This window comes from Kitasatospora sp. NBC_01302 (assembly GCF_035976515.1).
In the GTDB taxonomy this organism is placed as follows: domain Bacteria; phylum Actinomycetota; class Actinomycetes; order Streptomycetales; family Streptomycetaceae; genus Kitasatospora.
In genome coordinates, this window is sequence record NZ_CP108404.1 from 1433555 (window position 1) to 1459184 (window position 25630).

Annotated in this window: 20 protein-coding genes; 6 read left to right on the forward strand and 14 right to left on the reverse strand. The window is 72.7% G+C overall.

The window, feature by feature from the left end; genetic code table 11:
• Nucleotides 1-90 precede the first annotated feature (90 nt).
• From OG294_RS06455 to OG294_RS06465, 3 genes are all read right to left on the reverse strand, one after another.
• Nucleotides 91-684, reverse strand: a complete 594-nt coding sequence (locus tag OG294_RS06455; RefSeq protein ID WP_327065442.1) for a hypothetical protein — start codon at nucleotides 682-684, stop codon at nucleotides 91-93.
• 284 nt (nucleotides 685-968) lie between these two features.
• Nucleotides 969-1637, reverse strand: coding sequence for an O-methyltransferase (locus OG294_RS06460; protein WP_327065443.1), 669 nt, complete (start codon nucleotides 1635-1637; stop codon nucleotides 969-971).
• A 109-nt stretch (nucleotides 1638-1746) separates the two neighbouring features.
• Entirely contained in the window at nucleotides 1747-2412 is a 666-nt protein-coding gene (locus OG294_RS06465; protein ID WP_327065444.1) for a DedA family protein, read from the reverse strand.
• A gap of 172 nt (nucleotides 2413-2584) precedes the next feature.
• Between OG294_RS06465 and OG294_RS06470 the strand changes: the two genes are divergently transcribed.
• The gene (locus OG294_RS06470) at nucleotides 2585-3271 is read left to right on the forward strand and encodes a TetR/AcrR family transcriptional regulator (RefSeq protein WP_327065445.1); all 687 of its coding nucleotides are present in this window, start codon (nucleotides 2585-2587) and stop codon (nucleotides 3269-3271) included.
• Nucleotides 3268-4734, forward strand: coding sequence for an MFS transporter (locus OG294_RS06475; protein ID WP_327065446.1), 1467 nt, complete (start codon nucleotides 3268-3270; stop codon nucleotides 4732-4734). Before OG294_RS06470 ends, OG294_RS06475 begins: the two co-directional genes overlap by 4 nt.
• A gap of 17 nt (nucleotides 4735-4751) precedes the next feature.
• On the opposite strand, the gene OG294_RS06480 is transcribed toward OG294_RS06475, so the two are convergent.
• Entirely contained in the window at nucleotides 4752-9890 is a 5139-nt protein-coding gene (locus tag OG294_RS06480; RefSeq protein ID WP_327065447.1) for a DNA/RNA helicase domain-containing protein, read from the reverse strand.
• Between the two features lie 28 nt (nucleotides 9891-9918).
• Between OG294_RS06480 and OG294_RS06485 the strand changes: the two genes are divergently transcribed.
• The 4 genes from OG294_RS06485 to OG294_RS06500 all read left to right on the forward strand — a co-directional run bounded on the left by OG294_RS06485 (nucleotide 9919) and on the right by OG294_RS06500 (nucleotide 14074).
• On the forward strand, nucleotides 9919-10806 hold the full coding sequence (locus OG294_RS06485; protein ID WP_327065448.1) for a DUF4231 domain-containing protein: 888 nt from the start codon (nucleotides 9919-9921) through the stop codon (nucleotides 10804-10806).
• Between the two features lie 13 nt (nucleotides 10807-10819).
• Nucleotides 10820-12097: a toll/interleukin-1 receptor domain-containing protein gene (locus OG294_RS06490; RefSeq protein WP_327065449.1), complete on the forward strand. Its 1278-nt coding sequence runs from the start codon at nucleotides 10820-10822 to the stop codon at nucleotides 12095-12097.
• Nucleotides 12098-12123: 26 nt separating this feature from the next.
• Entirely contained in the window at nucleotides 12124-13077 is a 954-nt protein-coding gene (locus OG294_RS06495; protein WP_327065450.1) for an AAA family ATPase, read from the forward strand.
• Nucleotides 13078-13162: 85 nt separating this feature from the next.
• Entirely contained in the window at nucleotides 13163-14074 is a 912-nt protein-coding gene (locus OG294_RS06500) for a hypothetical protein (protein WP_327065451.1), read from the forward strand.
• On the opposite strand, the gene OG294_RS06505 is transcribed toward OG294_RS06500, so the two are convergent.
• The 10 genes from OG294_RS06505 to OG294_RS06550 all read right to left on the reverse strand — a co-directional run bounded on the left by OG294_RS06505 (nucleotide 14075) and on the right by OG294_RS06550 (nucleotide 25604).
• The gene (locus tag OG294_RS06505) at nucleotides 14075-17797 is read right to left on the reverse strand and encodes a TIR domain-containing protein (RefSeq protein WP_327065452.1); all 3723 of its coding nucleotides are present in this window, start codon (nucleotides 17795-17797) and stop codon (nucleotides 14075-14077) included. It lies immediately after the preceding gene.
• A gap of 121 nt (nucleotides 17798-17918) precedes the next feature.
• Entirely contained in the window at nucleotides 17919-18746 is an 828-nt protein-coding gene (locus OG294_RS06510) for a class I SAM-dependent methyltransferase (RefSeq protein ID WP_327065453.1), read from the reverse strand.
• Between the two features lie 140 nt (nucleotides 18747-18886).
• Nucleotides 18887-19675 (reverse strand): spermidine synthase, encoded by a 789-nt coding sequence (locus tag OG294_RS06515; RefSeq protein WP_327071459.1) that lies wholly within the window; start codon nucleotides 19673-19675, stop codon nucleotides 18887-18889.
• Between the two features lie 143 nt (nucleotides 19676-19818).
• On the reverse strand, nucleotides 19819-20775 hold the full coding sequence (locus OG294_RS06520) for an alpha/beta hydrolase (protein WP_327065454.1): 957 nt from the start codon (nucleotides 20773-20775) through the stop codon (nucleotides 19819-19821).
• An 88-nt stretch (nucleotides 20776-20863) separates the two neighbouring features.
• Nucleotides 20864-21967 carry an AI-2E family transporter gene (locus OG294_RS06525; protein WP_327065455.1) on the reverse strand — a complete coding sequence of 368 codons (1104 nt, stop codon included), beginning with the start codon at nucleotides 21965-21967 and terminating at the stop codon, nucleotides 20864-20866.
• 84 nt (nucleotides 21968-22051) lie between these two features.
• Nucleotides 22052-23182, reverse strand: coding sequence for a winged helix DNA-binding domain-containing protein (locus tag OG294_RS06530; RefSeq protein WP_327065456.1), 1131 nt, complete (start codon nucleotides 23180-23182; stop codon nucleotides 22052-22054).
• On the reverse strand, nucleotides 23182-23928 hold the full coding sequence (locus OG294_RS06535; protein ID WP_327065457.1) for a glycerophosphodiester phosphodiesterase: 747 nt from the start codon (nucleotides 23926-23928) through the stop codon (nucleotides 23182-23184). Before OG294_RS06535 ends, OG294_RS06530 begins: the two co-directional genes overlap by 1 nt.
• Nucleotides 23925-24398 carry a hypothetical protein gene (locus tag OG294_RS06540; RefSeq protein WP_327065458.1) on the reverse strand — a complete coding sequence of 158 codons (474 nt, stop codon included), beginning with the start codon at nucleotides 24396-24398 and terminating at the stop codon, nucleotides 23925-23927. The genes OG294_RS06535 and OG294_RS06540 overlap by 4 nt, the downstream gene beginning before the upstream one ends.
• Before the next feature lie 55 nt (nucleotides 24399-24453).
• Nucleotides 24454-24870 (reverse strand): TOBE domain-containing protein, encoded by a 417-nt coding sequence (locus OG294_RS06545; RefSeq protein ID WP_327065459.1) that lies wholly within the window; start codon nucleotides 24868-24870, stop codon nucleotides 24454-24456.
• A gap of 302 nt (nucleotides 24871-25172) precedes the next feature.
• The gene (locus OG294_RS06550; protein WP_327065460.1) at nucleotides 25173-25604 is read right to left on the reverse strand and encodes an NUDIX hydrolase; all 432 of its coding nucleotides are present in this window, start codon (nucleotides 25602-25604) and stop codon (nucleotides 25173-25175) included.
• Nucleotides 25605-25630 lie beyond the last annotated feature (26 nt).

The window sequence follows — 25630 nt, forward strand, 5'->3', positions numbered from 1 at the left end:
GGCACGGACGGCCGCGGCCCGCCGGACTCCCCCGCCGGGACAGGAGAGCGTTGACACCGGATCGGCGCAAGCCGGCCCGATCCGTGCGGCTCAGCCCAGGCCGAGCGTGCTGAGGGCCGTGGTCCAGTCCGTGGCGATCGCGTTCTGCGCAGCGGTCAGCCCCGCCTTGCCGGCGCAGACGGCGTTCTTCAGCTTGGTCTCCACCCCGTCCTTGCCGTACGAGCTGCCGCCGTCGACCGTGGCGTGCGGCTCGGGCCACAGGTTCAGCGGGGAGGTCGGTGAACCGCCGAGCTCCAGCGGTATGAAGTGGTCCTCCTCGTAGTCCGACATGGTGGTGTCGGCGTAGCCGTAGGCCACGATCTGCTGCGCCTTCAGGCGGTTGGTGTAGGAGGTCGGCGGCCGCACGGTGGCCGTCCAGCCCGAGACGCAGATGGTGGAGTCGATGGTGTCCTGCGTGACGTCCGGATTCACGGCGCCGGGCGTGCACGAGGGGTCGGGCAGCGGCAGGTAGGCCTGCGAGCAACTGGCCGCGGCGGCAGCCACGGTGGGGCCGGTGTGCCCGGGCCACTGGTGGCCCGGCGCGGCCTGGGCGCCGGTCGCCCCGACCAGCGCGAGGGCACCGGTCGCAGATCCGAGCGTGACGGCCAGGAAAGCTCTCAGGCATTGCAGCTTCGATGAACGCATGGACGCTCCCAGGGAATTGACCTGTTGTCAGGCCGACCGGATTGGATGCGTCCATGACAGCAGTGGCTCGGCGCCCGCTGAAGGGTTCATGCGGTGAATAGTTAGTGACGCGCGTAGCACGACTCGAACAAGCCCTGCCGTCAGGGCCCGCGCCGGACCCCCTGCCGAACCCCACCGGCGAAGCCCGACACCAGTCCCCAACGCCGAAGCCCCAACGCCGAAGCCGCAACGCCGAAGCCCCGGCGCTCACGCACCGGGGCTCCGCGGCGAACCAGGCCTGCCAGTCAGCTCATCACACGGATCAGCATGAAGCCGTCGTAGCCCTTGCTGCCGACCGTCTGCACCGCCGTGGCCTCGACCCGCGGTTCGGCGGCGACCAGCTCGTTCAGGCGCCGGACCCCGATCACCGCCGGATCCGTGCTCTCGGCGTCGGCGACGGCACCGCGGCGCACCACGTTGTCCACGATGATCAGCGAACCGGGACGGGTGAGCCGCAGCGCCCACGCGAAGTACTCCGGGTTGCTGGGCTTGTCCGCGTCGATGAAGACCAGGTCGAACGGCTCGGCACCGTCGTCCACCAGCTCGGCCAGGCTGTCGACCGCGCGCCCGGTGCGGACCTCGGCCACCTTCTCCAGGCCGGCCTCGTGCAGGTTCGCCCGCGCGACGGCGGCGTGCGCCGGGGAGATCTCCAGCGAGATCAGCCGGCCGTCGGCGGGCAGCGCCCGGCCCAGCCAGATGGCGCTGTAGCCGCCGAGCGAGCCGACCTCCAGGATCCGGCGGGCCCCGGCGGTCAGCGCCAGCAGGTGCAGCAGCTTGCCCTGGGTGGGCGAGACGGCGATGTGCGGCAGGCCGGCGCGCTCACTGGTCGCCAGGGCGGCGGTCAGCGCCGCGTCCTCACCGACGAGCGCCTCCTCCAGGTACTCGTCCACCGCGGTCCACTGCTGCTGGGTCATCCGAACCTCCACGCCTTGCCGAGCTTTCCACCGCCGATCCTACGGGCAGCACGGGCAGCGGGAATGACCACCCGTCAGGGCCGCCGGCCTGCCGACCTGCCGTCCGCGCTCACTCCCCCGCGGTCACCCGGGTCGCCGCCGCGGGTGCCGCGTCCTCGGTCGCCGCCGGCGCGCCGAAGGCCCGCGCCGCACGGCGCTTGATCACCAGCCCGATGACCCCACCGCCCACCAGCACGATCCCCAGGGCCACATAGGAGAAGCCCTGCATGTACTTCTCCACCGCCTTGCCCACGTAGTACACGGCCACCGTGGTGCCACCGGCCCAGGTCACACCGCCGAGCACGTTGGCGATCAGGAACTTCCAGTACGGCATCCGCAGTGCGCCGGCCAGCGGCCCGGCGAAGATCCGCAGCAGCGCGATGAACCGGCCGAAGAAGACGGCCCACATGCCCCACTTGTGGAAGGCCCGCTCGGCGGTCTCCACGTGCTCGGGGCCGAAGTGCCGGGGGAACTTCCGGCCGAGCTTCTCGAAGAGCGGCTTGCCGCCCTTGCGCCCGATCGAATAGCCGATCGAGTCGCCGATGATGGCGCCGGCCACCGCGCAGAGCGCGACCAGGGCCGGATTCACCGTCCCCTTCGAGGCCAGCACGCCGGCGGCGATCAGGGCGATCTCACCGGGCAACGGGATACCGAGGCTCTCGATGCCGATGATCAGCCCGACCAGCGCGTAGACAGCACCAGGGGGCGCGCCGTCGATCCACTGTTCAATGTGCAAGGCCGGTTCCTCCAGAACGCGGATCAGTCCGTCGACAGGGCAGCCTAGCCTGCCATCTCCAGCCCGAACGCTTTACTGCCGCTTTAGGTTCCTTTCGGCTCGGCACCGCCGGGATCCCGACCCGCCCGCGATCGTGTAGACAGTGTCTACGGCCACCTGGTAGACACTGTCCATGGATCGTGAGAACTCCCTCCGCGAGCGGCTGGTCGACGTCGGCGTCGACCTGGTGATGACCGACGGCAGCGCATCACTGGGACTGCGCGAGATCGCCCGCCGGGCCGGTGTGTCCCACGGCGCGCCGCGCCGCTACTTCCCCACCCACCACGCGCTGCTCTCCGCGATCGCCCACCGGGGCTTCGCGGACCTCGGCGCCAGGTTCGCCGCGGCCCTGGCCTCGGCCGGCTCACCGCGCGAGCAGCTGGCGGCGATCGGGCGGGAGTACGTCGGGTACGCACTGGAGCACCGCGGCATGTTCGAACTGATGTTCCGGCACGACCTGCTGGACAGTGAGCGCAACGGCGAGCCGCAGACGGACCGGCCCCGGCTGCGGGAGTCCACCCGCCCGCTCTTCGAGGGCATGGTGGCACTGGTCGCCCAGTGCCAGGCCGGGTCCGCCCCGGCCGACGCCCCGTCGCCCGCCCCGTCGCCCGCCGTGGCGACGGCAGCGTTCTGGGCGAACCTGCACGGCATCGCCCAGCTCTGGACCTACGGCAGCCTGCAGCTCATCCTCGGCGCGGCCCCCGCGCCCACGCCCACGCCCACGCCCACTGCCACTCCCACTGCCACTCCCGGCGACGACCACCTCGACCGGCTGATCGACGCCGCACTCGACGCCCACCTCGGCCCGGTGCGCCCATGACCCCCACCCCGCTGACTCCGAGCCCGCGCCTGGCGCTGCTGGTCAGCGTGGCGGGCGCGATGATCGTCGCGCTGGACGGCACCGTGCTGACCGTGGCGCAGCCCAGCCTGCAGCGCACCCTGGGCGCCGGCGTGACGCAGGTCCAGTGGACGAGCACCGGCTACCTGCTCGCGGTGGCCGCGCTGCTGGTCCTGGCCGGCCGACTGGGCGACCGGTACGGGCACCCGCGGCTGCTCGCCGTCGGCGTGCTCGGCTTCGGAGCCGCCTCGGCCGGCATCGTGCTCGCACCGGACATCGGCTGGGTCATCGTCCTGCGCACGGTGCAGGGCGCGTTCGGCGCACTGCTCCAGCCGGCCACGCTCGCCCTGCTGCGCCTCGGCTACCCGGCGGACCGGCTGGCCGGCCCGATCGCGATCCGCACCAGCGCGATCGGCCTGGCGGCCGCGGCCGGCCCGGTACTCGGCGGCGCCATCGTCACGCACCTGGGCTGGCGGGCGGTGTTCGTCCTCAACGTGCCGGTCGCGCTGGCCATCGCCGCCCTCGCCCTGCTGCTGCGCGCACCCGGGCCCGATGCACCACGGCAGGGCGCACCACGGCAGGGCGCCGAGCGCCTGGATCCGAGCGGCGCGCTGCTGCTCTCGGGCGCACTCGCGGTGCTGGTGGGCACGCTCTCCACCGTGCCCGGCCACGGCTGGACCGCACCGCCGACGCTGCTCGGCTTCACGGCCGCAGCGGCCGTCGCCATCGCCTTCGTGCTGCGGGAACGCCGCAGCGCGCACCCGCTGGTGCCGCCCGTGGTGGCACGCTCGGTCCCGGTGACGGCCTCGATGGCCCTCCTGCTGGCCACCAGCGCCGGGATGTTCGGCGCCCTCTTCACCGTCACCTTCTTCCTGCAGGACGTCCGCGGGCTCGACCCGCTCGCCAGCGGCCTGTACGGCCTGCCGCTGACCGCGCTGATGATCCTGGGCGCGCCCGTCGCCGGTGCGGCGCTGCGCCGCCACGGCCCGCGCCGCACCGCGCTCACCGGGATGACGCTCGTCGCCCTGGGCATCGCGACCCTCTCCCGGCTCACCCCGGCCGGCGGGTGGGCGCTCGGCGGCACGGCCTTCGCCGTCCTCGGCGCCGGGTACGCCGCCGTCATGGTCAGCGCCACCGGGACGGTGGTGGGCGAAGCCCCGCCCGGCTACGCGGGGGTGATCGGCGGGCTCAAGCAGACGGCCATGAACATCGGCCCCACCCTCGGGATCGCCATCGCCGCGAGCCTCATGTCGCCCCGGTCACCGGGCACCACCACCACCACCGCCCCGAGCGCCGCGGGCCTGCCACCCGCCCTACTGACCCTGGCCGCCGTCGCCGCCCTCGGCCTCCTCCCGGCCGCCCTGCTGCCCAACCGCCCGGCCACCGCCGACAGCCGCCGGCCCACCCCGGAGCCACCACGAACCACCGCCCCCGATCCGGCCTGAACGGCCTCGGTCGTTGCTTACGGCGGGGTGAGGCCGCGCAGCATGGCCCGGGTCTCCGGATCGGTGGAGTACAGCACGGTGCCGACCATGCCGCGGGTCAACAGGATCCGGTAGCTGTTGCGGATCATGCGATCGACATCCGCGTCGCTGACGCCCTTCCCGAACGCCGGGTCACGGGAGGCGGTGCGGTCGCAGAGCCACCGGTCGGTGCGCCACACCAGGTCAGGACCAAGGATGACCCCACTCCAGTCGAACTGGTGGCCCTGTGCCGTGTAGACGAGGCCGACCTGGCCGGATCCGGCCGGGTCGGTGGCCCACAGGCTCGACGGTGGGGCACCTGCGACGGCACGGTCACCGAACAGGCACCAGGGGCGCGCCCAGCCGTCGATCCGCACGTCCAGCGGAAGGGGGCCGTCCTGCGGCACTCCGGTCCGCGGCCAGCAGTAACCTGCCGTCATCCTGGCCGTGTAGCCCTCCGTCTGTCGTGCCGCCAGGAAAGCGTCGAGTTCCTCAGGGCTTTCGGCTACCCCGAGGACGACCTTCCCGTCTGGGTCCCAGCGGACCGGCCCACCGGCCGTCAGGCCCAGGAGACGCCCCACCCACTCCACGTACACATCACTTCCGCCGAATCGGAACTGCTCACCCAGTGCGACGACCCGGCAGTCCAGGCCCTGGGCCGCCGCTGCCGCCCTGATCAGCTCCACCCCGCCCACCTCACCGGGCTGGACGATCTGGTGCTCGTCCAGAAGGAAGACCGGCACGCGAGCCGCCTCGATCAGCTCGTCGATCTGCGGGCGGCCGGCGCGCTGATGGGCGGGCGCGAAACGGTTTGGTGAGGTCTCCCGGATCCGGTGGGCCTCGTCGCAGATCAGCACGTCCAGGCTGTTGGGTTCGCCGGCCGTGAAGCTGTTGAAGTACCGGAACAGGCTGCGGCTCTCGCGGCTACGGGCACCTGCCAGCTCGCGCAGCGCCTGAGTGAAGGAGCGCGAACCGGTCGCGTGCACCGCGGTGTTGCCACGGCGGTGCAGCTCCCCCAGGAGTGCGAGCGCGACGACGCTTTTGCCGGTCCCGGGCCCGCCGGTGATCACGATCACCTCCTTCTGCTCCGAACGCCGGGTGCGGCCGACTGCCTGCATGACCGTCTCGTACGCCAGTCGCTGCTGGCCCAGCAGGATGAACTGCCCCTGGCCACGAATGAGTTCGGCGGCGACGGCCATCAGCTGCCGAGGCGGCCGAATGTTCCCGGCCAGCAGCTGGTCGGCCGCCGGAGCGCCGGATTCCGGCCGCAGCCTGGCCCGCAGGAAGGCACGGAGGTCGCTGGACCTCTCGGCGGTGAACAGTCGGCCCTGCTCGCTCTGGCCCAGCTGGAGCAGACCTGAGACACCGAACTCGGTCGCGTTGTACAGATACGCCACCCCGCACACCCGCTCCGGGTGTGCGGCCACGGATTCGTTGATGGAGACCAGGTACTCGCAGTGCGAGCGCACCTGCTCGATCGGGTTCACGACAGCCCGGCCATACCCGTCGGCCCGGCAGAGTTCCGCACCGTCGTCCACGGGCTCCGCCGCGCTCCAGGCCTTGAGCTCGACCACGACGTACGAGGGTTCACCGGTGTCGGGGTGCACCCCGGCAAGCACGGCGTCCGCGGACCGACTGGTCAGTGGCAACCCGTACTCCAGGAGTACCTCCACCGCTCCCAGACCTGCCCGGACCAGCGCGTTCGCCAGTGCCGGCACGCTGCGCTCCCAGGAGTGGAGCGCAGCTTGGCTCGGCCGACGGCCGTGCGCCTGCAGGAATCGCTCCGCCAGCCGTAGCGCCAGGACGCCGCTCAGGGCCTGGTCGGCGATCACCGAGGCCGGTCCCCGCAGCAGCACGTTCGGCGACCCGTCGACGCCGACCGGTTCGACGGGTCCTTCGCCGCTGCCGGGTGAGGCCGCGGAGGTTCCGGTGACAGGTCCGAGAGGCTGCGAGGGTGCGGGGAACTCGTACACCGCCCCCCTCGCGGTGCGCAGCCGGACGGTTGCCTCGCCGACCCGCAGCGTGCGGACATCCCCTTCGGCGACCGTCACGGTGCGGACCCGGCCAGGCGCACCATCGGCCGGCAACAGGTCCAGGACGCGGGGATGCGTGTCGGGCACCATCATCACGGGCGCCCCGGCGGTGGCCGGGCCGAGGTGGAGAAGACGGCCCTCGCGCGACACCGGCAAGGCCACGTCGGGCAGCAGGTCGGCCACCAGGGCGACGTCCGCACTGCTGATCCGCTCAGGTGCCCGGGGCTGCTCCAGCTTCAGTTCCGGCAGCCGTTGCCCGGCCGCGGTGACGAGCTGCCAGGCGGTGACGCTCTCCTTGGCGGCAGCGGGAAGCCGCTGCCAGGCGCCGGCCAGCCAGTCGCCGACGCCGTCGCGTCCCTCGTCGACCAAGGCACGCAGGGCCGGCCGAAGCGCCTCCTCCAGGGCCGTCGTCTGCTCCGAACCCGCGCAGACGACGATCCAGTTGACCCGCTCCTCCAGGAGGAGCGCCGGGGAGAGCGCGACGTGTGTCTCGGCTATCAGGCCGCCGACCGTGCGGATCGGGTCGTCGGGGCGGCTCTCCGCCAGCTTCCGGGCGAGCTCGTCGCGCAGTTCGGCCAGCACCTCGGGGCGCAGCGCCATCGCGGTGCGGGTGCGGGCCCCGGCCCAGGGACTGAACCACAGGTCGGCCTCGTCGCCCGCATCCAGGTACGGGAAGACCCGCAACCGCACCGCGCGGATCAGCTCGGGTTCGATCCGGGTCGCCACACTGAGCGCCACGGCCAGCTGCCGAGCTCCTCCGGTCAGTGCGGGAAGCTCGGGTCGCCGGCGGCGGACCGGGGTCGACGACGCCGGGTTCGGCTGCTCCGAGCGCCATCGGAGGACCGCTGCGGCCTGCGTGCCACCCACGTCACGAGCGGGCCCACCGGTTCTCCCGTCGGCCTGCACGGGCAGCAGACCGGGCAGGCCGGCCCCCGCCTGCGCGAAAGCACGGGCCTCGGCTTCGTCGCGGGGCGGCAGCATGGAGGCGAGGCAGGAACGGACGGCCTGCGACACCCGCGGGTCCAGTCCAGCGGCTTCCTGCACGGCCTCAGCAGCGAGCACGAACAGCTCCACACGGCGGCTGCGCGGCAGCGAGCCGTCACCCCGCTCCAGCAGGCCGCGCACCAGCGCCGCCGCTTCGCTCGGCCGGGCGAGCGCCACCGCGTTGCGCACGACGTCCCGCCACTCGGGGTTCAGTGCGTGACGCACCAGGAGATCGAAGTCCCGGTCAGCCAGCACCGCCTGAGCCGCGAGGTAGTCCCGGATGGCTCGATGCACGAAGCTGACACGCCCAGCGGCCGGCTCCCAGAGAGCCCCGGTGACGACCAGGAAGTGCCGGAAGACCTCCTCCCGGCCTTCCGCCGCGGTAGCGTCCCGCAGCATGGGCAGCGCCTTCGACCCCAGGGCGACCGCCGTAGCGACATCCATCTCGCTCTGCGCGTTGCGGACTTGCCAGTACGCCAGGCGCTGGAGGACGGCGGTCTGCTCCTGCCGGGAAAGGCGCGACGACTCGCTCGGCTCGCTCGTCCGTTCCGGGTCGCGGCGGGAGAGCAGTCCGGTCAGGACGGCGGTGTACAGCCCGGTGCGGGCTGCGGGCAACTGCCCGGAGCGGTTCAACTCACAGATCAGCGCGCACAGGAGCGGGCTGGTGGCGAGGTCGGCCAGGTCCCCGCGGACCCTGAGCGCCGCTATCAGCTCCTCGGCCTGGTCCGGAAGCCGGTCGTCGCCGGGATCGCCGATCCGCGCCGAGCGGTGCCAACGCCGGATGAAACCAGCGACGGCCTCCTCGTCCATCGGACCCAGGGACAGGTCGGTGAACCCGGCCGGGACCAGCGAGTCGGCGGGGACGGCGGCGGGGCGGCTGGTGACCAGCCACAGGGCCTCCGGGAGGGCGGCCACCAGCCGCTCGAGCCACACGCCGACCATGTCGCGGTCCTCGTCCGGGACTTCGTCGACCCCGTCGACCAGGATCAGGCCGCGCCTCTGGGCAAGCACCCGCTGCACCCAGCCCGTCGGCTGCGTGCCCGCCAGCGCGGAACCGGCAGCCGCGAGGAATTCCTCAGGGGCGGGAAGCTCACGATGCCGTGCGCGAAGCGCCCGCACGGGCAGCACGAAGGGAACGCGGTCCTGGAGGAATCCGGGACCGCGACCCTCTGCAGCCGCCGCGGCGGCTGCAGCCAGCCAGGTCACCGAGGCGCTCTTCCCGGCGCCGGCGGGTCCGCGCAGCAGAACCCGTGGACTGGTGGCGAGGACCTCCTCCAAGGCCATGGTGGCCGCGCCCGCCCCGCTCTGGTCACCGCGCACGACGACGGCCCGGCTGATGTAGCCGAGATCGAGCGGTGGCTCGGTGGGTCGCCCCGCATCCTGCCCGGCACCGACGAGCGTGATCCGCTGGTACCTCCGGATCGACTCGGCGAGGTAGCGCCGCTCGAAGGCTTCGTCCTCGTCCATGCCCGCACGCGTGCGGGTGGTCAGTGCCCGCAGCCGCTCCACCTCGGTCGCGAGCGTGCTGCACTTCGGCAGCACCCGTTGCAGCCACGGTGATTTCTGCACGACGGCATGGAGGAGATGGAGGCACAAGCCGTCAAGGATCCCGCGGTACACCACGAACAGCCGTCGAGGCATCCTGGCCAGGCCCGGGGCGCAGGCGCGGTGCAGCTGGTCGGCGGTGCTCCTCCAGCCGGCCACGGCCGCGTCAAAGGCGGTCCACTCGAAGGCCGGCAGTGACGCGAGCGCGTGGACCAGGCTGTCGGTGATCAGCCGGCGCTCCGCCCCGGAGAACGCCTCGGCCTCGCTTCGCAACCAGCCCCGGACCAGCGCCGCGCAGGCCGCCCTGACCCCCGGGCCCGGCCCCTGGTCGGCCGGTGTGTCGTACGAGACGAGGTCCGACAGTCGCACGGTGCTCCCGCGCCACTGCGGTGTCGTGCCGAAGAGCAGCCCGGCCAGGGCCTCGGCCGCGGTTGACGGGAAACGCGCTTCGACGTCTCGGAACCCCACGGTCGCCTCCCCCTCCCGCTCGGCACCGCCGCCGGCCGGCACCCGCCATGATAGGTGCGGAGCAGGTCGGGCAGGCGGGGCCGTTCGCCGTTCCAGCTCTTTGCCCAACGCCCTGGTCGTCCGCCAGAATCATCCCGTGGAAGCACCTGGGGGGTTCTCGCCGATAGCGCTGGTCTGGCGCCGTCAGAACGTCTGGTCACAGGCTGCCGTGGCGCAGAAGCGCTCGATAGGACGCAGCCGGAGCCTGGCTCTGGCGTTCGGCATCGCGACGGCCGTGCTGGGCACCCTGGCGTCCCAGCTGATGGACGTCTCGCAGCTGACCGGCCGCCTGCTCGCCGTCGCCGCCGCGCTCACGGGTGCCGCCGTCCCGCTGGCGGCCGGTCGCGGAGATGCCCAGGCCACCCAGGACTGGATCCGGCTCCGGGCGGTCTCCGAATCCCTCAAGTCGGAGGCCTACACCTACCTCGCCGGGGTCACGCCGTACCGCGATGCCGGGGCCGAGCTCAGACTGCGCGAGCGGCTGGCCGAACTGGAGCTGGACGCCGTCGACCTGGCACGGCACACCACTGGCCTCCAGCCCGTCGAGCGGGGACTCCCGCGGGTGCGGGACTTCGAGAGCTACCTGACCAACCGGGTCGACCAGCAGATCCAGGGCTACTACCGCCCGCAGGCGCTGCGCATGCACGACCGTCTCGTCCGGGTACGTCGGGCGGAGGTCGGGCTGAGCCTCCTCAGTGCGGGGCTCGGGAGCCTGGCAGCCGTCTCCGCGATCCAGCAGGTGAGCGGCTGGATGGCGGTGGTCGCCACGGCGTCGACCGCGGTCGCCGCCCACGCCGCCTCGGCCAAGTTCGCGTACCAGGAACTGGAGTACGCCCGGACGGCGAGTGAGCTGGCAGCCCTCCTGGTGCGCTGGGGGACACCGGAGACCCCCACCGAGGGTGCGGAGGACGACTTCGTCGCCAGGTGCGAGCAGATCATCTCGGTGCAGAACGACGCCTGGATGGTCAAATGGACCACGGCATAGGTGCCGGCCCGTTATGGCGCAGATCTTCATCAGCCACAGTTCCAAGGGGGATCCACTCGCCGGGCGGCTGCGGGATCGCCTCGTCGAAGGGCTCAGGGCGAGGAATCACGACGTCAGGGTCGACGTGGAGGCGCTCCGTCCGGGGCAGGACTGGTGTCCCGTCCTCTACACGTGGCTGGCCGAATGCGATGCGGCGATCATCCTCTTCAACGAAGCGGCCCTCGACTCGCACTGGGTGATGCGCGAGGTCAACATCCTGATGTGGCGACGCGCGCTCAACCCCTCGCTCCTGGTGGTCCCGGTCCTGGTCGGTGACGTGACGTCGAATGACCTGCGGGACAAGGGGTTCACGGACGTCCTGCCGGTGCAGGTCGCCCGACTGGCACCGGGCGCCTGCCAGGACGACGACCTGGGCCGGCTCGCCGACTCGGTCCTGCGGGAGTTCGCGGACCTGCCGGACCTGCGCGCGGGCGAGGACCACATGCGCAGCTGGATCTCGAAGATCGCCACCTACCTGAAGCAGACCGCCGACCAGGGTGTCCTGACCGAAGTGGCGCGGGCGCTCGGTGTGCCGGAGGCCGACCTGGGAAACGTGAACGCCCTCGCGGGAGGTTGCACCTTCCTGGCCCACCAACTGCTCGGCACCTCGAACAGTGCCGGCCTCAGGCGGGCGATCAACGCGATCGCCCCGCACATCGATCCGGGCAAGCTCGGCCAGCTGGTCGCCCAGATCACGCCGACCTGGATCAACGCGGAGGCCGCCCGGCGGATCATCCCGCCCCCGGCGCAGTCCGAGCGGCGAGCCGTTCTCCTCAACGCCTGCGAACAGACGACCGCCGGACAGTACGTCGACCGTGCGATGTGCCTGCAGTTCCACCTCTACCACTTCGAAGCCGCAGGCGGCATACCCCTGGGCGAGGACACGGCAGCGGAGCTCCTCGATCAGTGCGTCGAATCCGTGCGCGGACTGATCAGATTCCCCCCGACCGCTCGGCCCGCACAGTTCAGGCCGCGGGCCGAAGAGCTGCACTGCCTCTCGATCGACGTCAGCGCGGTCCGCCCGGCAGTCGTCGCCGAGGTCCTCCAACGGTTGCACGACCTCTTTCCCTGGCTCCTGATCATCCTGCTGACCGGTGACTCCGTCCCGGACGCCGCGACCGTCGGTGAGTGGAAGGTCGACGACCTCGTCGTCCTCTCCCCGCTCCTCGCGGAAGAAGCCGAGTTCGGCGGCTACCAGCTGACCCAGGACCTCAGGAACCTGCTCAATCGACTGAACGGCCAATGGAGGTAAGTAAGTTGGACACCGATGGTGCTGCGGTGGGAACACCATCGCCATGGCCGGCCGACTCCCCCGACCGTCGGGACGGCCTGGTCTACGTCATGCCCGACGAGGTCGGGCTGGCCATCGACGTGGCCCTCGCCACCAAGCGCCCGCTGCTGCTCCGCGGCGAGCCCGGGTGCGGGAAGTCCTCCCTCGCCGCCTACGTCGCACGTATCCGCGGGTGGCGCTACTACGAGCACGTGGTCACCTCCCGTACCAAGGGGGGAGATCTGCTGTGGACCTACGACCACATCCGACGGCTGAGCGACGCCCAGGTACGGGAGAAGGGGACCGCCCTGACCGACGACGACTACGTGACCCCCGGGCCACTGTGGTGGGCGCTCGACCCCGCCTCGGCCGCCGTAGGCCCGAAGGCCGGGGCCAGGCGGACTGATCCCTGGCACGAGGTCAACGAGAACCGCTCGCCCAGCGGCGCCGTCGTGCTCATCGACGAGATCGACAAGGCCGACCCGGACATGCCCAACAGTCTTCTGGTGCCCTTGGGTTCGCGTCAGTTCACGGTGTCGGAGACCGGGCAGAAGGTCGGCAGGAAGACCGCGGGCGAGGGCTCGGCCCCTTCGTCGGGCTCCCCTCTGGTGATCATCACGACGAACGAGGAGCGTGAGTTGCCCCAGGCCTTCCTCCGCCGCTGTGTGGTCGCCTCCCTTCCCGAGCCGGATGTGGAGCGTCTGGTCGAGATCGCCGCCGCGCACTACCGCGGCGAGGGCACACCGTTCGGACCTGCCGACGAACGCCTGGCACTGGAGCTGGCCCAGGAGCTCGACCGGGCCCGGTCGGAGGCCCGCCGAACGGCGGTGCGCACACCGAGCACCGCCGAGTACCTGGACGCCCTGCGGGCCTGCACGGCACTGGGGATCGACACCGAGGACAGCCGCTGGTCGATGCTGAAGAGCCTGACCCTGATCAAGCCCCAGCAGCCGGAGCTGTGACCCGGTGGCCGGTGACATCTGGCTGGGCGACCTCGTCAGGGCGTTCGCATCAGCCGGCGCCGAGGACACTGCCGCGCAGCGGGCCGTGGCCGGACTGCTGGGGTTCTCGCAACGAGTGCCGGAAGCCGCGGAGCAGGAGGTCAAGGGAATCGGCAGCCCAGGTGGCCGACTCGCCGAGCCGTCCGCAGAGCGCACCAGGACGCCCGCTCCCGTCCGTGCGGCATCTCCGGCGCAGAGCGGCGGCACGGTCGCGTCCACGGCGCCATCTGCCCCGCTGCTGCTCACGCCCGTCGCGCAAGAGCCGGTCGTCCTGCCCGACTGGAGTGTTCCTTCCCTGCCGGCCGCTGCCCCTCGCGGTCCCGATGCCGCCGGCCCGCGCAATCTGCCGTTGCTGGCCCCACGCTCGACCTCCGCGGTCCTGCAGGCCGCGCTGTCGCGGGCGGCTTGGGAGGGCGAGCTGGACATCGCGAGGACGGTTCATCGGCTCGCCACCGGGCGACCCCTGGCACAGGTGCCCCGGCACGGGGTGCCCACCCTGCGGTTCGGCGTTCAGGTGCTGGTGGATCTCGGGCTCGGCATGGAACCGTTCCACCGCGACCAGCAGGAACTGATCGGTCAAGTGCGCAACACGGTCGGCCGTGAACGGACCGAGATCCGCTACTTCGAGCACTCCCCACTGCGCGGTGCCGGGGCCGGGGCGCGGCTCTCCTGGGAGGAGTACTCACCGCCGCCCCGTGGCACTCGCGTCCTCGTCCTCAGTGACCTGGGGCTGGGCGGACCCGCTCTGGACCGCCACCGCAGCACGCCCGGGGAGTGGCAGGCGCTGGCTGCGCGGCTGGCGCGCGCCGGGTGCACCGCCGTGGGGTTCATTCCCTATCCCCCCGGGCGGTGGCCACGCTGGGCGAGCGAGGTGATGGAACTCGTCCACTGGGACCGCCGCACGACGGTGGGCCGGGTCGGACGCCGACGCCGGCCGACCCGGCCACCCGGCGAGTGATCAGCACACCGCCAGGTAGCGCTGATCGGGTGCGTAGGAGAGCCAGTCCGAGCGGGGAAACCGCTGGTCGGCCAAGGAGCACAGGGAGTCCTTCCACGCTGCCGGGTCGACCACCGCGGTCAGGATCCCGCCCGGGCCCACGGCCACGGCGTACCTGCCGTCGGACGTCAGCCGCGCGGTCGACCCCGCGCCCACGCGTGCGATGACCGGGCCGACCACGGCCCGGTGCAGCAGGTCCAGCACCAGAACGCCACCGCCGTCCGCCGTGGCAGCCAGGGTGACGACCGCGACTCCGTCGACGCCGGACAGCTGAACCGCGCCGATCGGGGAACCCACGTCGAACGGGGTACCGGTGCTCTGGTGGGTCGCCGCGTTCCAGATCAACAGGGACTGCCCGGAATCCGAGGCGGCCGCCAGGGTCCGGCCGTCCGGGCTGAAGGCAACGGTCTGCGAGGCACCCTGGAACGACCAGAGGACCCTGCCGGTCGTGGTGTCCCACTGGCGCAGCGTGTGCTCGACATCCACGGTGACCAGCGAGCGGCCGTCGGGGCTCAGGGCCACAGCCTCGATGTGCCCGGAGCCCTCGGGGCCGAACTCCTGGACCACCCGTCCTGTGGACAGGTCCCAGGCGTAGACCGTCATCGCCTGGGACAGCCCGAGGTACAGGCGTCGGCCGTCGGGCGCGAAGGCCAGGCCGCTGGTCCATTCCTTCGCATCGGGTGGGCTCGGACTGTTCAGGAGCACGGTGCGCTTGCCGTCGGCCACCGAGAACAGTTCGACCACCGTTCGCACAGCCTCGCCCTGGCCGGTCGACACGCCGGTGCCGAGCGTCTCGCTCACCGCCAGACGGCTGCCGTCAGGACTGTAGACGACACCGTTTCCCGTACCGGTGAGCCCAATGGTCGTGCCGGCGGCGCCAGTACGGGTACTGAACAACCGCACGGTGCCACTGTCCACCGCCGCCACGGTCTTTCCGTCGGGGCTCACGGCGGAGTAGCGGACCGCGCTCAGGTCGCCGTCCGGGATCTGGGAGACGAGACGGCCGTCGGGGCCGCGGTCCCAGACGGCGACGGCCGCGGTCGCGGTGACGGTGGCCGCCGTGCGACCGTCGCGGGTGTAGGCGATCTGGTTGTCGTCCGCCTCCAGCCTGCCCCGGGAGGCGGACCAGACGCCGCTGCCCCGCTCGCCGCCCGTACTGAGCAGCATGCCGTAGGTCGGGGTGAGGTCCGCCAGAGTGGCGAGTTGTTCGTCGCTGCTGGAACCGGTGACAGAGAGGCCCTGCTGCGTCAGCTGGGCCGCGGTGACGTCGCCGAGCTTGCGGCGGCCCGGTAGGTCCCACACCTCGTACGTCAGCCGGGTACCGCCGGTCAGCAGCGCGCGGGTTCCGTCGTCGGACACCGCCTGCAGGCTCATTCCCTGTTCCGGGATCCACGGCTCGCCCCTGCCATCGGCGGGCAGGGCCGCTGCGGTGCTGTCGGCCAGGGCGATCAGCGGCTCGTCGTCGGCCTCCCAGCCCATCAGGGTGGGATTGCCCGTGATGCGGACGTCAAGGGAGGCAAGGCCGGACTGGGCGTCACGCAGCCACGTCCCACCGTCCTGCTGGCACCACATCTCCTTGCCCGAAGGGCTCAACGACAAGGTGGCGCAGGAGCTCTGGGACAGCTCGCGCCGATTAAGGACGTTCCAGATCTGCGCCACGGTGCCGAACGATCCGACCAGGGTCCGGCCATCGGGGCTCAGACCGCCGAACCAGGATCCGACCAGCCCGGCGCCCAGCAGGTCGAAGGAGCCTGCCACACGCATCGTCGTCGTGTCGGTCACCGTGATCCGCGCGCCGTCCAGCAGTGCCACCCACCGGCCGTCCGTGCTCAGCCCGTGCTCGCCCTGGACCGGGAGGACGCCGCGCAGGGTGGCGCGCAGCCGCCAGCCACGGGTGTCCCAGAGCTGTGTCGTACCGTCCGAGCTTTCCACGGCGAGGACCGAGCCGTTGACGCTGAAGACCAGCCTGGCCGCTCCGGCGCCTGGAGTGCCCGTGCCGGGCAGGACTTCCACCGCGTGGTTGAAGTGCATCAGCCGGTCGGCCATCGCGCTGCGCGCCTCAGCCGTGTCGGACTCCGTGTACGCGGCCGCGGCGAGCAGCGAGGAGGTGTCGAGGTGTCCGGCGGCCTCGTTCTGCGCAGCAGCCGCGAGCGTGCGGGAGAGGGTCTGGCGCTGGGCGGTCTGTGCCCCGGCCTGGACTGCGACCACCAGCGAGGCGAGGCCCGCGAGCGCGAGCAGGACCGCCGCCGCCCCGGTCCTGAACCGAATACCGCGCCGGCGCAGGGCGGCGCGACTAGCGTCGATGAACGCATGCTGCGCATCGGTCAGTGCGGCGCGGAACGAGGAGTCGCTCGGCACGTAGTCCCGCAACCACTGCGCCGAGCGGAGTTCGTCCGCACGGAGCAGGAAGCCTTCACTGCGTCCGCTCTGCTGCCAGTCATGGGCCTGCAGGCCCAGCCGGGTGTGGCCCGCCACCCAGCGGTGTTCCTGCGCGACAAAGGAGACGACACGGCGCACGTCATCCTCGAACCGGTCCGGTTCGGACATGTCCAGTCGCTGGAACTCGGTCAGCTCGTCCCAGCCCGCGTCGCGCAGCACGGCCGTGGTGCCGGAGGCCAGGTCCGCCTCGATGACCACCGGGAGGATGCGCTTGCGCAGTTCGATCGCCTGGCGGCATTCGTCCCAGCAGTACGGTGAGGCGAGGGAGCTACGGCTGACCAGGACGATCAGGGCATCCGACTCCCGAATGCCGTCGGCGATCGACTGGCGCCACTTCTCGGACGGTTTGATCGCCTGCCAGTCGACCCACACCTCGCGCACCTGGCCCTGGATGGCAGAAGTGAGCGCGCGAGCGAAGTCGGCGTCGTTGCGCGAGTAACTGAGAAAGACCTTCCCACCGTTGCTCTCCTCCTCGGCCGTGAACGGTTCGCGGGTCGCACGGCCGGCGGCCTGCTTCGCGCCGACTGCGACCAGCGCGACGACCAGCCCGGCGCCGGCCGGGAGCAACGGCCAGTACGGCTGCTCGACGGAGGGGCCGAACAGGCTTGTGTGGAGCTGCCCGTCGAGCCAGCCGTAGACCCCGGCAACCGAGCGCCAGCGCGGGCTGAACCGCTGCTCCCCGTAGGCGATCGGCAGGGTGCCACGGCGAACGGCCCAGGCGAACAGGCCGAAGCCCGCGGCGCTGGCGAGCGCACTGAGCACGATGAGCCGCTCCGGTGTGCTGGACCGTGGCGCCTCCTGCGCCCCGCCTCCGAGGTCTGCCCGGAGAGCGTGCGCGGCCAGACCGCCAAGGCACGACAGGACAACGGCGACGAGGTACGCCAACCGGTAGTGCGGGGAGAGCGGTTGGGCCAGGTGGATGGCGAGCGCCGTGGCTGAGACGGTCTGGACGGCCAGGAAGCAGCTTGCCGGGACGCGGAGTTGCTTCGGCGACCAGGAGAACCGGAGGTCTTTCGAAGCACGGTGGCGCAGCACGAACCCGAGGCTCACGAGCAGCGGACTGAAGGCCAGGCTCGGGACCACCAGCGCGGCAAGCGACAGGACCGGCCCGAAGAACGGGTAGCAGACCAGCCAGGACAGGCCACAGGCCGCCCACCATGCCGCGTGCCGGTTCCAACGGACACCGGCAGGCTGAGCCCACAGGTTGCCGACCGCCCGCACCGCAGCGGACACCCCCCGTGCCATGTGATTCTCCGATCGCAGTCGGAGGGAATCATAGGCGGGCGAGCGCTGGCCTGCCCGGTAGTCCTCAGCGGGATCGGTGCGCTCAACGGGCGCCGGGGTCGCTGGTCAGTCCGTCGGCCGCTCAGGCCGCCGGGCGGCGCCGGAGGTCGAGTGGGCCCAGGGAGCGGACCAGGCGGGCTCGGCGGTCGGGGAGGTCCAGGGCCAGGACCCGGATGAACCAGCCGTGGCGGGCGGTGAGCGGCACGGTGCGCGGGTCGGCCAGCAGGGCGCGCGAACCGATGGTCCAGGTCATCGTCGGCGCCCGGCAGCCGCCCTCGCGCAGGCGGGCCGCCTGGGAGAGCCGGTTGAACCAGTGCGGGACTGCATCGAAGACGAAGGTCGCGCTGGGCAGCCGGGCGGCGCAGCGCGCGACCAGCGCGTGCACCTCCTCCGGTGGCAGGTACATCAGCAGGCCCTGGGCGGTGATCAGCACGCGCTGGGCCGGGTCGACCTCGTCCAGCCAGCCCGGGTCGGTGGCGGAGGCGGCCAGCGACCGGTGCCGCGGGGCGGCCGGCAGCAGGCGCTCGCGCAATTCGACGGACTCGGGCAGGTCGACGCCCAGCCAGCGGGCCCGGCCGTTGTCGACCCGCCAGTACTGGGTGTCCAGTCCCTCGCCGAGGCAGACCACGGTGCCGCGCGGGTCCCGTCGCAGGAAGTCGGCCACCTCGCGGTCGAAGGCGGCGGTCCGCAGCGCCTGGAGCCGGGCGAGCGCGGGCACGACCCGGCCGAACCGGGCCTCGAAGGGGAAGTCGTGACGGTCGACCAGCTCCACGGCCTTCGGGTCGCGCAGCACGGTGTCGGGTCTGCGGGCCTCGGCGGCGCGGTGGTAGAGCGTGCACAGAGCCGTCTCGGGCACCGGGCGCAGCGCGGACCCGGCACGGCCTTCGGGGTCGGACGGGGCGGTCGACACCTTACACTCCTCGGATCGGCGGCCCACCCGGATCGGCGGCCGGCCCGGTCATTCTGACACCGGGTCAGCCGGCGCTCCTCCCCCGCCCCCGCCCCGCGGGCCGAGACCCCGGCCACCCAGTCCCGGCCCAGACCCCGGCCTCAGCCGATGCTGAACGCCCCGGCCGGCGGGGGCGGCGAGGGGTGCGCCTGCTCGTCCGACACGGCGGTGGCCGTGCCGATCAGCCGGCGCAGCTCGGGGCCGCTGGTCAGCCGGGCCGGGAACGGGTCGCCGGCCAGCCGCCTGGTCAGCGCCTCGACGGGCAGTGGCGCAGGCGAGCCGATCAGCAGCAGGTTGCCGTAGCGGCGGCCCCTCAGCACCGAGGGCTCGGCGACCAGGCAGCTGTGCTCGAAGACCCCGCGCACGGTGGCGGCCTGGGCCCTGGCGAAGTCGAGCGGGGCGCTGTCGGCGAGGTTGGCGACGTAGCAGCCGGTGGGACGCAGTACGGCCGCGGCGAGCTCGACGAACTCCGTGCTGGTGAGGTGCGCGGGGGTGCGCGAGCCCTGGAAGACGTCGGCGATCACCAGGTCCAGCGAGCGCGGCGCGGTGTGCGCCAGGACCTCGCGGGCGTCGGCGACGGTCACCTCGATGCCCGGATCGGTCCACGGCAGTACCTCGCGGACCAGCTCGACCAGCGGCCCGTCCGCCTCGGCCACCCGCTGGTGCGAACCGGGGCGGGTGGCGGCGAGGTAGCGCGGCAGGGTCAGCGCGCCGCCGCCCAGGTGCAGCACGGTAAGGGCCCGGCCCTCGGGTGCGAGGGTGTCGGCGAGGTGGCCCAGGCGGCGGGTGTACTCGAATTCGAGGTGGGTCGGCTCGGCGAGGTCGACGTAGGACTGCGGGGTGCCGTCCAGCGTGAGCAGCCAGGCGTCGGCGCTGTCGAGGTCGGGCATCAGCTTCGCCGTGCCGAAGGCGACCGCGCGCTGCACCGGCAGCGGCTCGCTCCCCCCGGCCGACGGATCGGCCGACGCCCCGGCCGAGGGATCAGCCGACGGATCAGCCGACGAGCCGCCCGCCGGGTCGCCCGGCACTGCGGTCACTGATACGCCTTCAGCCAGCGGTCCAGCTCGGCGAAGACCTCCGTGCGGACCTCGGGCGCGGAGAGCACGAGGTCGTGCATGCCGCCCTCGATCCGCACGATCGTCACCAGCGGCCCCAGGCGCGGGCCGAGGGCGGCGATGTCGTCGGCGCGCAGCACGGCGTCGCGCCGGTGCAGGTCGGGGTGCCACTTGCTGGTGGAGATGCTGCCGGTGGAGGCCATCAGCAGCACCGGGCAGTCGATGCGCAGGCCGCGCCGGACCTGGCGGTGGCCGTGCTGGATGGCCGCCAGCCAGCCGGCGTACATCGGGAAGCCCTCGGCGGGCTTGAGGGTCAGGTCGAAGTCCCAGCTGCCGCGGTGGTCGCGGTGCAGGCTGTGCACGTAGTGCGGGTTGAGCGGGGCGGGCAGCTTGCGGGTGGCGGCGAGCCGCCCGAGCGCGCCGACGGCCGGGGCGCCGAGCGTGCGGACCGCGGGGTTGGTGGGCATCGCGAGGAAGGGGCTGTTGAGGACGAGCCCGTCGACCAGCCCCCGCCCGGCCCGGCGGGAGGTCCACAGCGCGGCGATCAGACCACCGGTGGAGTGGCCGTTGACCAGCAGCTCGGTGTGGCCGTCCTGCTCGCGGATGATCCGGACGGCCGCGTCGAGTTCCTCGTCGTAGGCGGTCAGGTCGCGGATGAAGTTCGGCGACTGGTGCGGTCGCAGCGAGCGGCCGTACTTGCGCAGGTCCAGGGCGTAGAACGAGTAGCCGAGGGCGGCGTAGTGGTCGGCCAGATGGGTCTGGAAGAAGTAGTCCACGTAGCCGTGCAGGTAGAGCACCGCGCGGCGGGGGCCGCCGTCGGGCTGCGGGGTCAGGCGGCGGACCAGCGTGGCACCGACCGGCCCCTCGTCGTCGGGGCGAAGCTCCAGGTCGGCGGCTTCGTAGGGGGCGCCCAGGATGTCGGTTCGGAATTCCACAGCGCCGACTGTACTGGGTGCGCCGCCGCCCGGCCGGTCGCGGGGGCCGTGGCGGTGATCACCCGTCAGCCGTTCACCCGCCGACCGCTCACCCGTCGGCGACCGCCTCCTCGGCCGGGCTCCCGGCGGCCCCGCCCGGCCCGGCGCGCAGCACGTTGACGATGCCGAGGCCGGCGGCGCTCAGCGGCACCGCGAACAGCGCGCCGAGGATCCCGGCCACTCCGGCGCCGGCCACCACCGCGATCATGATCGTCGCCGGGTGCAGTTCCACCGTCCGGCTCTGGATGAGCGGTTGCAGGATGTTGCCCTCCACCATCTGCACCGCGAGCACCACCCCCAGCGTCCACAGCGCGCGGCTCGGGCCGCCGTCGGCCAGCGCGACCAGCACCGCCACCGTGCCGGAGAGGAAGGCTCCGATGAACGGGACGAAGGCGCCCAGGAAGACCAGCGCGCCCAGACCGGCCGCGCCGGGGACGCTGAGGATCAGCAGGCCGGTGGTGATGAAGGTGGCGTCGATCAGCGCGATCAGCGTGGTGCCGCGCATGAAGCCGGCCATCGCGGTGAAGGCCTTGAGCGCGCAGGCGATCACCGTCTCGGACCGGTCGCCGGGCAGCACCGAGCGCACCAGGTCGCCGCCGCGGTGGCCGTCGCGCAGGAAGAAGAAGACCAGCGCCAGCGTGAGCACGCCGCCGGTGATCACCTGGGTGGCGAGGCCGAGCCCGGACAGCACGCCGTCGGCGAGCGAGGAGACGAGCGAGCTGCCGGAGCCGGCGGACTGGGAGAGGGCGAACTTGATCCGGTCGCCGAGCGGGCCCAGGCGGTCGGCGATCTGCTCGCCGGCCTGCTGCAGCGCGTGGGCGATCTGCGGGGCGCTGTGCACCAGCGAGTTGGTGAGCACGGCCAGGACCCCGGAGACCCCCACGACCAGCACCGCACAGGTCAGCCCGGCGGCCAGACCGCGGCTCAGCCCCCGTCGGACCAGCCAGGGCATCACGGGGTAGAGCAGCGCGGTGCCGAGCAGCGCGAGGAAGAGCGGGACAGTGGCGGCGCGCAGCGCCACGAGTGCGTAGACGATCACGGCGCCGACGGTGATGAAGAGGATCACCGCCACCGACCAGGCCGCCGCCAGTCGCACGGCGGGCGGCAGACGGTAGGCGGCGGGCGGCCGCTCCTGCGGTGATCGGCCCGCCATGCTGGTGCCTCCGCCCGTTGCCGACCCGCTCTCACTTTCCAGACATACCAGCACACATGATGACCATTCGCCCGAATTGGATCATCAGGGCGCGTCGAACCGCACCCGTGCCCGTGACACCTGCGGCTCCGCGAAGGCCAGCAGCCGGCGCGCCTCCTGCTCGGCCGCCGTCCGAGCGGCCCGGTCGAGCGGTGCGAACGGGCGCACCGCCACCGTCGCCTCCTCGGCCCGCGCCGTCGGTCGGACGAGCTCCCAGATCCCGGCCACGAACCCGTCCACCAGCAGGGTCCCCAGCACGATCCCGTTCTGCGTCATCACCCGCGGCCGGTGGGCCTCCGGCAGCACCCGGGTGCGGTCCGCGTGCGAGAGCAGCAGGTTGTCGAAGGGCGCCAGCAGCCGCACCGGGGCGGGCGTGCCGCCCGCGGGGCGCGGGGCCTCGGGCAGGTCGTGGAGCGGTCGGCCCGCCTCGTCGCGGAACTCCGCCAGCCGCGGGCGCAGCCGCCGGACCTCGGCCGAGAGGCGGGTCAGCCCGGACCACTTCTGCAGGTCCGCCACGCTCGCCGGGCCGAAGGCGGCCAGGTAGCGCAGCACCAGCTCCTCGCGCCGCGCCGCCAGGTCGGCGGGGTCGGCCGGCTCGGCGAGCGGACGGCCCAGCCACTGCTCGGCCGTGGTGTGCGCGGCGGCGCCGGAGTTGCGCCACAGGCCGCGCGGCGGGACCTGCACCAGCGCGAGCCGGGCCCGCAGCACCTGGGCGAGCGCGGCCGGATCGTGCTCGGGGTACTCGGGGCCGAGCAGGGCGCCCAGTTCCTGGAAGGTGCGCGGGCGCTCCTCGACCAGGCGCCGGCCCCGCTCGGTCAGCGCCGCCAGGTCCAGGCCGGCCAGCCTCCGGCCGAACGCACCGCGCAACCCCTGGTCCAGGACGCCCTGCAGCAGCGGCCGCAGCGTCAGGCAGTCCTCGGCGGTGACCAGGTGGATGGTGCCGCGCTGCAGGCCGAGCCGGACCACCGCACGCCGCTCCAGCAGTTCGCCGAGCTGCACCGGGGTGAAGTCGGCCAGCCGCGACCAGAGTCCGTAGAAGGGCGGGTCGACGGCCTGGGCCTGGAGCCCGACCAGGTGCCCGATCAGCTGCTGCGGCGTCATGGCGGCCGGTGCCAGCAGGTGCTGACGGGCCAGCAGCGCGCGGTTCAGCGCGCGCCGGTCGAGCACCTCGGGCATCAGTGGCCGCCCACCGGCCCCAGGACGGAGCGCAGCAGGCCGATCCGGTTGGAGGTCAGCGAGGCGACACCCGCCGCGCGCATCCGGCGCATGGTGCTGCGCCGGTCCACCGTCCAGGTGCTGACCGCCAGGCCCGCGTCGGCGGCCCGCTCGACCAGCGCCCGGTCCACCAGGCCGAAGGGCGGGTTGAGGTAGCGCGGGCGCAGGTCCGCCAGCAGCGCGGCCACCGGCACGCCGGGCTGCTTCCAGGTCAGCGCGAGCGGCACCTCGGGGGCCAGCTCGCGCACCGCGAACATGGCCGCGGCCGGTCCGCAGAAGAGCACCCGGTCCTCGGCGCCCGCCTCGCTGACGGCCCGCCAGGCGGCCGCGGCGGGTGCCGGTTCGTCCAGGTCGATCATCAGCCTGGCGTCGGGGTGGTCGGCCAGCAGCCCGAGCGCCTCGGCCAGCGCGGGGACCCGCTGGCCGTCCGCGAAGCGCTGCGCCGCCAACTTCTCGGCGGTGAGCACGCGCACCGGGCGGTCCAGCCCCCACAGGCGCTTGAGGGTCGGGTCGTGCAGCAGCACCGGGACGCCGTCGCGGGTGAGCTGGACGTCCACCTCCACCGCGTCGGCACCGGCGGCGAGCGCGGCGGCGACCGAGGGCAGGGTGTTCTCGCGGAACCGGTACGGGTCGCCGCGGTGGGCCACGGCCAGCGGACGGGGCGCGACGTCGACGGGTCCACCGGCGCCCGGCTGCCCGGCGCTCACCGGGCGATCCCGTTGATCCAGGCGGTGGCCCGCAGCACGAGCTCGCTGTAGGTCGGTTCGCCGGGCACGGCGACCTTGAGGGTCAGCCCGGGCGGGAAGCGGTGCACCTTGGTGTGCGCGAGGCCGGACCAGACCGCGTCCAGGAAGGCCGGCATGCTGTCGCGCGGGACGTCCTCGAAGGCCACGCCCTCCACGGTGACGGTGACCTCGTCGTGGTCGAAGAGGCGCACCGAGATCCCCGGCACGCCGCCGAACTCCAGCAGCGCCTCGTGCGGGACGTGGGCCAGGTCCTGGTGCGTCCAGTCGGTGCCGCGCGAAGCTCCGACCGGGGCGCCCGGGCGGTGGAGGCCGGCGAAGGTCTGGTCGTCGCCGATGTCGTGCGTGGCCGTCACCCGGCGGCCGTGGCGTTCGGCCACCGCGGTGGCGGCCACCACCGCGGCCTGGGTGGTGGGCAGGACGGCTCGGGACACGGCTCTCCTCCAGTGCGGACAGTGCGGACAGTGCGGACGGTGTCGACTCGCGGGATCAGCTGCCTTCGATCATCACATTGGTCGACTTGATGACTGCGGTCGCCCGGGCCCCGGGGGCCAGCGCCAGCTCCTCGGCCGACTCCCGGCTGATCAGCGACACCACCCGGAACGGCCCGGCCTGGATCTCCACCTGCGCGGCCACGTCACCGAGCACCACGTGGGTCACGATGCCGGGGAACCGGTTGCGCGCCGAGGAGAGCCGGCCCTCGGCCTCGGCCGCGCCGGGCTTGGCCAGTTCCCGCGCGAAGGCGGCGAGCCGCTCCCCGGCGATGATCCGGTGGCCGTGCTCGTCCCGCTCGGCGGGCAGCCTCCCGGCGTCGACCCAGCGGCGCATGGTGTCGGCACTGACGCCGAGCATGGCCGCGGCCTCGCCGATGCGGTACTGGTGGACCGGGCGGGCGGGCTGACCCATGGCACTCCCCGGGGTCTCGTGATGATCGACAGCGGTGTCCCATCCTGCCCCATCGACCCCGCCCCGACACACACCGGCGGCCCCCTGGTCCTCAATGAGGTAAGCCCACTATCCGCACTCGTCGCAGTCGCCCTGTCGTGGGCGTGAGGGTCCGGCGCTCCGAGCAGTGAATGCCGCCAACAATCTCCTTGCCGGGGCGGTAGCCGGCGTGCTCCAACAGCCAACCGGCGCCGGCCCGTAGCTGACAGTCGCTGTCAGTATGGACCTGGCAACCGGCTGAGCTGCCGTTCCCCGCGTTGGGCTTACCGAACAGCTAGGAGTTCCCCCTGCTCGACAGCGTCACGCAGGACGGTGGCGATCTCCTGAGGCAGGAGGTTGACGGTGTCGAGCGCCTCGGCAGTGAGGGGAATCTCTTCCAGGAGGTACTCGCCGCGGCCTTCCCGGCTGAACTCGGGGCCGGTGCGGTCCTCGAAGTTCCACCTCTCGATGGTGGCGAGGTAGAAGTCCTGGCGCTCGTTGTCGGCCTCGATGGTGTGGAGAAGGGAGACGATCCGGGCTTCGCCGGCGATCTCCTCTCGGACTTCGCGGAGCAGGGCGTCCTCGGGGCTGGCGTCGGTCGGGTCGACCTTGCCGCCGACGATGACCCAGTACGGGGCGATGCCGGGGCGGATGCGCTTGATCAGCAGCGTGGTGTTGTTCGGGGTGACGAGGACGGCTCGGACTCGCCTGAGCATGGTGGCCTGCTTCCTGCGCGGTGTGG